Origin of the sequence: Pseudoalteromonas sp. 0303, assembly GCF_013349995.1 — a bacterium.
Lineage (GTDB): Bacteria > Pseudomonadota > Gammaproteobacteria > Enterobacterales > Alteromonadaceae > Pseudoalteromonas.
Map to the genome: position 1 here is coordinate 1 of NZ_JABVXF010000064.1, position 11,626 is coordinate 11,626.

Genomic DNA, 11,626 nt, shown 5'->3' on the forward strand with positions numbered 1-11,626 from the left:
ATTATGAGCCCGCATATAAGCACGCAGTCTGACAAAATTAACGAAGGGTATTGTGCAATAGGAGGAGTCCATATAAGCACTTTGGCTGTGTATTGCATCTAGCCTGTTGTGTGCTTTATTTGGTTATTTAAGTGGCCGAAATATCACCATCGGCCAGCAATAAATATGAAACCACAGCTATTTAGGTGCGGTTTCAAAGGCACTCATATTACTAAGGCTATCTAGCCAAGGTTTATGTGAGCGATACCAAATATGCGCTTTAGGGATAAGTTCATCAGCTTGCTCTACGGCGCCAATACGTAAGCCATAAATACGCTCACCTGCACCTACAGAAGTCGCGTATAAGGCCGTACCACAGTTACCACAAAACCCTTGCGCACGCTGGTTACCACTTTCGGCAACTTTTATATACTCTTTTGGCTCAGCACCTGTAAAGGTAACCCCACCTGGCACAGACACCACAACCGTACGAAAAGGCGCACCCGAGATAATTTGGCAGTCAGTGCAGTGACAGTTAATCACTTTATTTTCATCCACTTCTGCGTGGTAAGTTACCTCACCACAATGACAACGACCGGTAACCTTCATATTAAACTCCTTGTTGAGGTGGCAGCTCTTTTACTGGATAGTGATTGGCATGTTTTAAGCTTTGTAAATCATTAAAACGTACTCCATGCTGGGCCATAATAAGGCGTATTTTTTTGCTAATCAATTGCCTAATGTAAAAGGGCTGGTTCGGCACAAAATGATGGATTGTATGGGTTCGGCCGAAATCAAAACAAAATAACTGAAACGGTAAAAACCAACGGCTGGTGATCACATGCGTTTGCTCAAGCAAGTTATTTACACCGCCATAATAATGCATTGAAGATGTCACTAAGTTAAGAGACGTTGAGCGAATGATATTAGGCACAATAAGTACCACCATTAAAAACTCAGCTCCCGCCAGTAACTCAGCTCCCCACGGCGGCAATGTAAACGGCTGCACAAACTGCACAGCATAATAAGCAATTACCCCATAAAGAATCGCAAAATACGCGGTTGCAATCGGAAAGCCCGCATTAAACACGCTTAAAAACTTAAAACCACTAATTTCTTTATTAAATCGCTTGGTATTGATTAATAAACCTAGCAGACCATCAGTAATGACCAAGGCTCTTAAAAATGGCGATTTAATGCCATTGCCCACTAAACGCTCTTCTAAATCTTGTGAGGTGCCGGATACTTTATGGTGATGTAAATGAATCTTTCTGCGATACCAAGGATTAACCGTATTGGGCCGCATAAGCCACACGGTTAACATCATAAAGTTATGTATGAAAGGGTGATTACTAAAATACTGCTTATGGATAAGGTCATGCTCAAGCTCATGCGATACCGAGGTAATAAAGGCAGCCAGAATGATGCAAAGCCACGAGGGAATAATCGCTAAGTAATAAAGTGTCGCAACACCGATTAGTGAAAACAACGACGCCAGCAGAATAATCATCGCAATGGCGTTTTGCTGGTTAAGAATAGGGTAATGCGATCTAAGCGATTGTTCTTCGGCCTTAATGGCTGTAACAATCGCCTTTATGTTTTGCTTTGCGGTTAATTCTGACATCACAAGCTTTGCTAACTGTTTGATGTCAAAATCATACAGTAATTACCTACTGCTCTCGAGAAATTGCGTTAAAAATGGAATTACATCATTTGCTGGCAATGGTTTAGAAAAGTAATAGCCTTGTATATAGTCACAACCGGCTTCGGTTAGCACAGCCAATTGCTCGCGCTCTTCAACTCCTTCAGCAACGACTTTAATACCCAAAACACGACTCATTTGAATAATCGATTTAACCAGCGCTTCATCGCCTAAATCAACATGCACTTCATCAATAAATGACTTATCTAGTTTTAGTACATCAACTGGGAAGCGGCGCAAATAACTAAGAGACGAATAACCCGTACCAAAATCATCTAGCGAAATTAAACACCCAGCTTGCTTCAACTGCTTTAACACATCGAGATGGTTGGTATTTTCTGGCGCTAAAACACTCTCAGTTAATTCAAATGAAATTTGTGATGGTTTAACCCCTTGCCCTTTAATAATCTCAAGCCATGCATTACGTTCAGGGTTAAACTCAGTAAATTCAAATAAAGAACGGTTCACATTAAAAACAAAGTTTTCATAACCTTGTGCTTCTAACGCCTTTATTTGCTGGCAGGTTTTAATCAATACAAGTTCACCGAGGGGAATAATCACCCGCGACTCTTCTGCTAACGGAATAAACTCAGCAGGTGATACCCATTGCCCTTGGTTGTTCCATCGCACTAAACTTTCGAATTTAGCAACGGTGTTATTTTCAATATCAATAATAGGTTGAAAATACACATCAATTTCGTTGCTTTTCACCGCTTCAGTAAGCTGCTCAACCAACTGGTTATGTTTTTTGACCTTGTTATCCATTTCTTTACAGAAAAACAGGTACTCATCGCCTGTTTGTTTTGCATTTAAGGTAGCAAGCTCTGCTTGGCGTATTAAGCGGCGGGCTATTTTTTCAATTTTTTCTTGTGAACTAACAGCGCCAGTTTGCTCAAATCGACTAATGCCCAGCGTAACTGACACCTGCTGACTAATGCCGCCAATAGAAACGGGCTCAACAAGTAACGCGGTAATTTGTTTACAAACATGCTCAAGTTCACTGGCATGCTGATAAGTTTGTAAAATTGCAAAACTATCACCATCGATACGCGAAAAAGCAGACTCTTTAAAACTACTATTTAGTCGCTCTGAAAGCTCGCATAAAACCTTATCGCCAAAGGTTAAACCGTAAACGGTGTTGATATCTTGAAACTTATCAACATCAAAGTATATCACGGCTAAGTTAGTATTTGCATCGTCTTGGTACGACAAAGACGATAGCAACTGGCATAAGTACTCTTTGAAGTAAAAACGATTAGTTAAACCGGTGAGTTGATCGTGGTTAGCGTGAAAATAAATTTTCTGCTCAGCCTCTTTTTTCTCGGTGATATCCAAAATAAACGCCACATAGCAATCTTCACCATTATTTTGCATTTTGGTTATCGATAAAAATTGCGTATACAACTTACCTTGTTTGGTTTTATTAGTGATTTCACCAGACCACTTACCCTCATTATTAATTTGGTGCCACATTGCTTTATAAAAATGTGGATCATATTTGTTTGAGCTTAAAATTTTTGGATTTTGCCCTAAGACTTCATCCAACGAATAACCCGTCATTTTAGTAAATGCCGTATTCGCATAGGTAATATGCACATTGTGGTCGCAAATAAAAATCGCTTCGTGACTTTGCTCAATCAATTGGTTTGCAAAATCAAGTTTAGCTATAAAGCGATCTTTTTCGATTTCACGCTGGATAAGACCAGTAAATAACGAGAAAAAAGACTCAATTTGCATCGCATCATTAATTTCATGCTGAAATAGCGCGACAAGAATGGTATCGGTTTTACCCGATATACTTTGTAAAGGCACACCCACATAGGCTTCGATACCCATATCAACGAGCATCTGATCATCTGGGAATAGCTGCTGAACACCCGAGCTGAAACTAGAGATACTGCCACAGCTCACATTGTTACAAGGCGTACAGCGGATATCGTAGCTGATGTTTTCAACAATTTCGTCATGCGCACACAAAGCTATAGTCGTTGCATGCAAAGTTGACTCATCGACTTGAGCTAAAAAAACATGAGAAGCACCAAGCACTTCTGATAAAGACAGGCATATTGCATTATAAAAGTTCTCACTTTTAAGATTTGAAATGCTTTCAACAATACGCTTTAAGTCGTATGTACCCACGCTATGCTACCCTACCGATATTGTGTACTAAGTGATTGAGTTCACTTATAGTTCAGACCGCAGATTGTATTATAAGATGTATTCAAACACCATCGTACTCTAGTCTTAAATGATTAGTTTTCAATCAAATAAGCACACATTTTTCAAGGTTATTTGTAGGTTAAGCATAGTTTAACTTGACCGCTTATAAATAGAACAAAAGTAGCTTTAATCGAGGTGGAGTTGGTACTTAGATTTGAGTTATATGCGTTACTCTCATGTTTCATACTAACAATTCAATCATTATCCCCATCATACAAGGACAAAGTATACTGAAAAAAGTTAACTCGCTACAAACGCTCAATGATTTATGCTATTCAAGGCTTTAACTCCTTGCATATTTACAGCTACAAATATGCTCCGTCACTATTTGGTTTTATAGGTGACAAGCTAGGGCGTTGAAATTACACTCACGATGTTACTGTATCTACTTTAACTTAGGTATTATTTCAACGTACATGCCCATGGAGGTAATAAGTACTTAAAAACATAATTGACGATGAAAAAAGCTAAATAAGGTAGCCTGCTATATTTACTTAGGGTGCAATTGCTTCAGAAATGCTTCGCCATCAATACTTTTTTCTGTAGCTTTAGCCGCACAAATTATTAACTAAATATCATCCGATAAATTAAGAGCTGGACAGAAAGTTACTTGCTGCTAAATTTGTACGGAATACTCTGCTCATGTCGATTGACTCTGATGCTAAAGCGACTTGGATTGACTGCAAATAATGAGTGAATTTCGCAATAGCATGCTGTCTACTTAGCATTAACAAACAGCGTTTGGAAATAATTCAAAACAAGGTTAAGTTAAGAAGAAAATTATTAGGAAACAGAGCCTCTTTATGAGAAAGAGGCTAAAAATTTAGCAATAACTCAATATTGCTTACTAAGACGACGAATAGCACTGAACATTTTTTTCTATTTGCTCAATCGGCATGCCATTTCGATATAAAGTTGCTGCGATACTTTCTAAATTAGATTTTATAGTCGTGCAATAAATACTTTTGTTGTTGAATGAACCACTTTCTTCATCATATCTATTTTTTAGATCTCCACCTCGACACACGGATTTCCACTCACAATCTCCACATTCTGAGGGGATCGAGTTCATACCTAACCACGCATCCATCAATTTTGCATTTGATGTAATGTCTGAGATAGTTGCGTCTTTAATATTTAATCCATCACCAAAGGCATCAGGTATAATGGATCTCAATGTATCCTCAGGCCCAATATCACCATTTGAGTCCACCGTGATTATAACGCTTCGCAATGAAGCATATGACTGATGCAGATCCCTTGAGAAAGGCGTAGACTGTATTCTTTTTATATAATTATCTATAAACCTCACCTTGGCACTCAGGGCAGTGTCACTAGCCCAACTATTCAATAACTCATCTGAATATTTCTGAATACTTTTCAATTTATCTTCTGATGTTGTGCTGTATGTATCATCAGGGTACAGAAAATGGAGGTTACTTAAATCAAGATGTTTGGTTAAATGTTCATATATTACCGACGCTTCGAAGTCAGGGTTAATTACAGAAATGACGCCAGGTTTTTGGATTAATCCGTCTTTATTTGCATCAAGTAGTTTATCTATCCCTTTTACAACCCGTTGATACGTTCCTTTACCTTGCTTATCAATTCGGTAGAGGTCGTTATAATCTTCAGGCCCATCAATACTTACACCCACAAATATATTGTATTTACTGAAAATTGCTATCCAATCATCATCGATTAACATTGCATTGGTTTGTATTGATAACGCAAGATCGATACCCTGTATACTTGTTAGTCGCTCACATATCTCAGAAAAACGGTCTTTCTTTAATAGTAAAGGCTCACCACCATGTAAAACTACTCGAATATTGGTGACACCATCTGCAATGCATCGTTCTAAGAATGAGACTAAATGATCTACATTTTTTTTCGAAAATGTGGGCGCTCTGGTTTTATAAGACTCGTCACCACCAAAGAAGTAATAGCAGTAAGTACATTCAATATTACACCTTTCAGTTAATTTCAATACAATCTCTAAACTCTGCACATTTTCAGCTTCAAAAAAGCGGCTTAGGCCTACAACAGAATTTGGTAACACTTTCCCTCCTAGAAATCGGCTGCTAAAGAGCAGCCGAATAATTTTTGATTTTTATTAAACCAATTACCAAACTATGGCTGACACTGCTGTTTGAAGCCTGAAACACCTTCACTCCAAGTGCCAACACAGCCTTTACCAAAGTTGCCCCCACTCACTTTCTTAGAGTCTTCAACTTGTAACTCACGTAGAGAGTTAGGTAGTTTTTTCTCTGCATTTAAGATTTTATTTTTAATATTTAACATCTAAGTTTTCCTATTATGATTGTTTGCCGTTGCTCCCATGCAACAGCTTTTTTTCAACAGGTATCCCTGTAGAAATCCTTCCTGTATATTGTGCTAATTAGCTTCAGCCAACCTGATAGCATTCAATATATTTTCCTTTCCGATAGTTCCGTAGTTAGCCATCGTAATAGGTATAAATTTATCTAAAATACGCTCATCTCCATCAATAGGCCTGTCAATTTTATCGACAGTCAGAGTATATGGTACCGAAAACCAAACAAGCTTAGTTGCGTCATCTTCTAATGCGTATTGTTGGCCAGGCGCAATGACTTTAACTTTCATCTCTCCACTCGGTAGGTGATACAATATTCCGGTAACACTGACATATGTACTGTCTGTAACAGGAGTTTGACCAATCACTAGCCCGTTTCCATACTGCTTCGCTCTCCATACAAAATCATCGCAAGAGCTAAAACAATTTTCATCTGTAACTACAATTAGCTTATCAATTTTGGTTTCTAATGTTTTTGAAGCAATTTTTTCAAATGCGCAAGATTCATCGCCACGGCAAAAGTCTGCTCTTGGATTTAAATACTTCTTAGCACTTTTCGCTCCGCTGCTCTTTGTGTACCATTTCTCAGCAGCGCTTACGCCATAAAAGGCATGAGTCCTAAAATCTTCATCTAGCATCTCCTTGGTATTTTTATACCGCACTAAATTGTCATAAAAGCCATTTTGCGTTACAAGAGAGACTAAAGGTGTATTTTCAGAGCCTCCACTATTTCCCTGAACATCAACAATTAAATTTGCAGAGTCGAGCTTTGATAATAGGTTTGTTAATGACTGCACCTCATGACATAATGTGTCCGCCTTAGCCGTAGCATTGCAATAGAGATCATTTTGCGGCACGCCCCACTGAGCAAAGCGTTTTAACTTGAATAGTACCTGTTGCCCCTTTTGTAGGATACAGGCATTTTTACTAGAGTGAGCTAACGACATTGAAGGGAAAGCATCAGCATATTCCTTACAATCTGCGGGCCACGCGGCGTTTGGGTTGGCTTCTCTTGTTTGAATTGTTTCATCCCAATTTTCACCATTAGGTGCGCCAAAGGTATTGGTTTGTTTAATATTCAATCCTACTAAGCCGAATTTTATCCACTTAACAAACTTATCAATACATGAAATCTGATGTGCATATTCACAACGATAATTTTCAAACTCATTAAATGAATTGAGCAGGTTAATTCCATTAATAGAGTTGACATACCGCTTACTACCTAGGGTAAAGAACTTAATGTTTGGAAATTCGTATCCTAACTCTAAACCTCTGTGATCTGGTGGCGATGTGTAAAGTTCGCGACTGTTATAGAAGTTGCTATATAATTGAATTGCAGAGTGAGAGTTGATAAAACCCTGTTGCGCTCTATCTAAAGCAGCAGCGAGCTCTTTAAAGTTGTTAGATTCAACGATGTTTTTAGTGGTAGCTCTTCGATAATCTTTCCATGAAACAGTCTTTTTACTATTACGAATCGAGACAGCTGAGGCATCTAAACGTTCTATTTCATTAAATAAAACATCTGCTAATTTCTGCTTATCGATATTGCTGAACTGAAAGTCAGCAGAATGTGCCTGAACAGGAATAATGATAGTTAAAACTATAAAACACATTTTTCTAAGAAAGATCATATAAATCCTTTTATCTGGTTGTGTAGCACTTGCCACCTGAAATGTATAATACAGTATAACTTTTTTATTTATAGAATTTTTTTAATTTATTAACAGCATTTCTTTATTTACAGTATTTTTAATTAATAGAAAACCTTATTAATAACACCTTTTATTAACAGCACTTTCCATTACCGTTATTTTTATTAATAGCATTTTTTGTTAACAGTATTTTTCATTAATAGTATTTTTATTAATAGCATTTCTTATTAATAGAACCCCATTAATAACACCTTTTATTAATAGTATTTTTTATTCACAGTACTTTTACAATTTTATCAGCGGATTCAATAGTCTCTTTTCTATGAGCAATAATCACTCGCGTAATATCCAATGCCTTGATCGCTCTATTTATATCCGACTCCAAACTCGAGTCTAAATGACTAGTTGCTTCATCCATAAAGAGTATTCTGGGTTTTTTATAAAGTGCTCTAGCTAATAATACGCGCTGCTTTTGTCCGCCAGACAAACTCGACCCCATATCTCCAATTAAACTATTGTACGACATTGGCATATTGTTAATATCAGCATCAATAAATGCTAGCTTGGCGCACTTATATACACGCTCCATATCAATTCTCTGATCGAAAAATGCAATATTATCGGCAATTGAGCCTGACAATAATTCGTCATTTTGCATAACTGCGGCTATTTGATCACGATATTGCTGTGAACCGAGTTTGTTTAATGGAATATCGTCAATGCACACTTCCCCAGCTTGTGGCGTATTTAACCTCAGCATTATTTTTAACAATGTCGATTTCCCTGCACCTGATGGGCCAGTTATTGCAATGGACTCACCCGCTTCAACTTTTAAGTTGATGTCTTCTAGTATATTTGGACTTGCTTCGCTGTATCTAAAACATATATTTTTAAGCTCTATTTTGCCTTTGATTTTATGTTTATTAGTCAAACCCGAATGAAGCTCTTCTTTTGATGTTAGTGCTATATCTGCAATCCTTTCAAAATGTAAACTCAGCATTTTAAATTCGATAAGCTTCTCTATTAAGTTGGTTACACGCTCCATAAACTGTTGTTTATAAGCCATAAACGCGAACAGCATCCCAATACTGAACCCCCCTCCTAGCACCAATTTAGCAGCGATATAGACAACAACAATATTTTCCACACCAAATAAAAACTTGCTAATTGCACTATATCGAATGTGAAGTTTGCCAAGTTTTATATTTTCATTAATGGCAGTAGAGTAATAATTTTGCCAAAGCCCCTCTCTTTTAGCCTCGGAGCCAAACAGTTTAATAGTTTGTATTCCCCTGACCGTCTCCATAAAATTACTTTGCTCTTCTGCAATCGCGACAATTTCAGCTTCTGTCACTTTTCTAAATGGGTAGTACATGGCGAGCCGAATGAGGGTATACAGCATAAGAGCGAGCAATACGATTAATGCCAACTTTGGGCTATAAAAAAAAGCATCAACAAAGTGATCACAGCTAAAAGGCCATCAAGTACCACTTCAATGATACCGGTTGTCATTAATTGCTTAATTGTTTGCAATGAGCCGAATCGAGAAATGACATCACCTATATGCCGCTTTTCATAAAATTCAATGGGCAAGCGAATTAAATGGTGAAAAAGGTTTGCTCCTAACTGAAGGTTAAGTGCGCTACTAAAATGCAAAAGACTTGAACTTCTTAAAGTTGTGGTGGCAATTTCAAACAGTAATACCAAGAAGAATCCGATTGCCAATGTGAGCAACAAAGATGTATCCGACGTTAAAATGACATCATCGACAACTAATTGCATATAATACGGGCTTGCCAACGTAAATATCTGAATAAGGAGTGTCAGTGTAAATATCTGCAACAATGACATCTTAAGGCCAGTGATTTTACTCCATAAATTAGATAACGTTAGTCTTGCTTCTTCTTTTTTCGCCTTGAACTCTTGAGTGGGAGTCAATTCAAGTGCGATCCCAGTGAAATGCTTGGACGCTTCACTCAGCAGTACTGTTTCTTCTCCTTTCGCTGGATCATGAATAGTGATTCGATTTTTACTCACTGATTTTAGCACTACAAAGTGGTTCAAATCCCAGTGCAAAATACAAGGAGTTTGAAGTGCCCCTAAATCTTCTAAATCCAGCCTTAACGGGCGCGAAGAAAGTTCTAGTTTTGCCGCAAACTGCATTAAATCATTTAATGTAACCCCACTGATAGAAAGTGGGATTTTCTGTCTTACCTCTCCTAATGATGTCTTAAACCCATGATAGTCAGCGATCATGGTTAGGCAAGCTAAGCCACACTCAGCAGCTTCCGACTGCCTGATAATTTTTAACCTATCAGGCTTCCAAAACTGTAGCTTTTCACCAATATTAATAAACTGCACAGACACGCTTTATCCTCTCAAACTAAAAATGGGGTCAAACAACCACCTAAGCAAACTCCTTTCCTCGATGACGATATCTGCATCAAGTTGCATATCAGAACGCAAAGGAAACGCTTTCCCATATGCACTTACAAATTGCCCTTCAAGCCTCGCTTTTACCCTGTAAAATGGGGTTGAAATCACGTTGCTGGCTTGGCGTTCAGTGGGTAATATCACAACATTACTCACCTCAATAATTGAACCTTTATATGAGCCAAATTTTTCATACGGGAAAGCTTGATATCTGAGCGTTATGGATTGTCCTTGCTCAATAAATCCAATTGCTGAGGTGGGAACAAATAACTCAGCAATCAATTCCGACTTCGCGGGAATGATACTCATCAAACCTTTCTTGCTTTCTACTAAGTACCCTTTTTTAGCCAGAACCCCCGATACCTTTCCATCTATAGGGGATAATATTTCCGTTAGTTTTCTTTGCTTCGACCTTGAAAGCATCAAACTCTTTTCGTTTAGTAGCTCTCTTAACTTGTCAATATTGATAGAGTGCTCAATTGATAAGGCTTTTAATTGGTTTTCGGTTAGCTCTATATCGCTGGCCACCATACTGAGTTCATGTTCCAGAATTAAACTTTGTTGTCTCAACAATAAAAGCGAATCATTTTGTCTTTTGAATTCCAACTTAGAGGCATAACCGCTTTTTGATAGCGCTTCTAACGTGCTTTTTATTTCTTTATTTACGTCAATTCTTTGATTTAAGAGTGCCTGCTTGTTTATAACCTGCTTTGCCTTTAGGTTAAGGCTCTGCAATTTTTTGTTTATATTTTCTATTTGCAATTGATTCTGTTGTTTCTGTTTTGCTAGTTGATTTGTTATGAAGTCAACTTGGTTTTGATATTGTTGCACCAAAGATTGGTTCGTTTCAAAGCCACGTTCACCGAATTGCTCCGATTTGACTCTAATTAGCACATCACCAGCGCTGACAAACTGCCCCTCAGAAACAAGCAACTCTTCGACAATCCCTGATTGTTGAGAGTGGATCTTAACTACTCCTCTGTCTGGTTGGAGCGTTCCTGACACTAGCTCTTTGCGAGCGTATTTTCCTATTGATAGAAATATCACACTGCAGCACGTCATAGCTAAAAGTAGAATAGTTAGGTATTTGAATGTGGTTGGTTGTATTAAACTGATATTCCCTTCTAATCTATTATATCGGTAGCTCGTGGCTTTTTCTCTAAATAGGTTGTCCATATACCCAGTATTGTTGTAGTTATCGTATCTTCACACTTTATCACACCCCCAGGGTGAGAGCATACTTTGTTAACAAGTATTAACCAAAGATAAGCTCAGCCCTGAATTCATCGTCAAAACTAGCCC

Annotated in this window: 8 protein-coding genes and 1 pseudogene; all 9 read right to left on the reverse strand. The window is 37.9% G+C overall.

The features are described 5' to 3' along the window. Nucleotides 1-177 precede the first annotated feature (177 nt). Entirely contained in the window at nucleotides 178-588 is a 411-nt protein-coding gene (locus HUS62_RS21495; RefSeq protein ID WP_175081098.1) for a GFA family protein, read from the reverse strand. A gap of 1 nt (nucleotide 589) precedes the next feature. Next, the gene (locus HUS62_RS21500; RefSeq protein ID WP_175081099.1) at nucleotides 590-1,603 is read right to left on the reverse strand and encodes a fatty acid desaturase; all 1,014 of its coding nucleotides are present in this window, start codon (nucleotides 1,601-1,603) and stop codon (nucleotides 590-592) included. Between the two features lie 42 nt (nucleotides 1,604-1,645). Then, on the reverse strand, nucleotides 1,646-3,820 hold the full coding sequence (locus HUS62_RS21505) for a bifunctional diguanylate cyclase/phosphodiesterase (RefSeq protein WP_175081100.1): 2,175 nt from the start codon (nucleotides 3,818-3,820) through the stop codon (nucleotides 1,646-1,648). A gap of 928 nt (nucleotides 3,821-4,748) precedes the next feature. Continuing rightward, entirely contained in the window at nucleotides 4,749-5,963 is a 1,215-nt protein-coding gene (locus HUS62_RS21510; RefSeq protein WP_175081101.1) for a radical SAM protein, read from the reverse strand. Nucleotides 5,964-6,034: 71 nt separating this feature from the next. Next, nucleotides 6,035-6,205 carry a hypothetical protein gene (locus HUS62_RS21515; RefSeq protein WP_175081102.1) on the reverse strand — a complete coding sequence of 57 codons (171 nt, stop codon included), beginning with the start codon at nucleotides 6,203-6,205 and terminating at the stop codon, nucleotides 6,035-6,037. Between the two features lie 93 nt (nucleotides 6,206-6,298). Further along, entirely contained in the window at nucleotides 6,299-7,870 is a 1,572-nt protein-coding gene (locus HUS62_RS21520) for a S41 family peptidase (protein ID WP_175081103.1), read from the reverse strand. Between the two features lie 295 nt (nucleotides 7,871-8,165). After that, a complete protein-coding gene (locus tag HUS62_RS23400; RefSeq protein ID WP_404936079.1) occupies nucleotides 8,166-8,972 on the reverse strand; it encodes a peptidase domain-containing ABC transporter in 807 nt (268 codons plus the stop codon). A gap of 18 nt (nucleotides 8,973-8,990) precedes the next feature. Next, a pseudogene (locus HUS62_RS23405) lies at nucleotides 8,991-10,147 on the reverse strand (peptidase domain-containing ABC transporter); the annotation flags it as partial. Nucleotides 10,148-10,261: 114 nt separating this feature from the next. Further along, the gene (locus HUS62_RS21530; RefSeq protein ID WP_175081104.1) at nucleotides 10,262-11,329 is read right to left on the reverse strand and encodes an HlyD family efflux transporter periplasmic adaptor subunit; all 1,068 of its coding nucleotides are present in this window, start codon (nucleotides 11,327-11,329) and stop codon (nucleotides 10,262-10,264) included. Between the last annotated feature and the right edge of the window lie 297 nt (nucleotides 11,330-11,626).

Coding starts and splice junctions, on each gene's coding strand:
- HUS62_RS21495 (WP_175081098.1), bottom strand. CDS start 588: ATGAAGGTTACCGGTCGTTGTCATTGTGGTGAGGTAACTTACCACGCA.
- HUS62_RS21500 (WP_175081099.1), bottom strand. CDS start 1,603: ATGTCAGAATTAACCGCAAAGCAAAACATAAAGGCGATTGTTACAGCC.
- HUS62_RS21515 (WP_175081102.1), bottom strand. CDS start 6,205: ATGTTAAATATTAAAAATAAAATCTTAAATGCAGAGAAAAAACTACCT.
- HUS62_RS21520 (WP_175081103.1), bottom strand. CDS start 7,870: ATGATCTTTCTTAGAAAAATGTGTTTTATAGTTTTAACTATCATTATT.
- HUS62_RS23400 (WP_404936079.1), bottom strand. CDS start 8,972: ATGCTGTTCGCGTTTATGGCTTATAAACAACAGTTTATGGAGCGTGTA.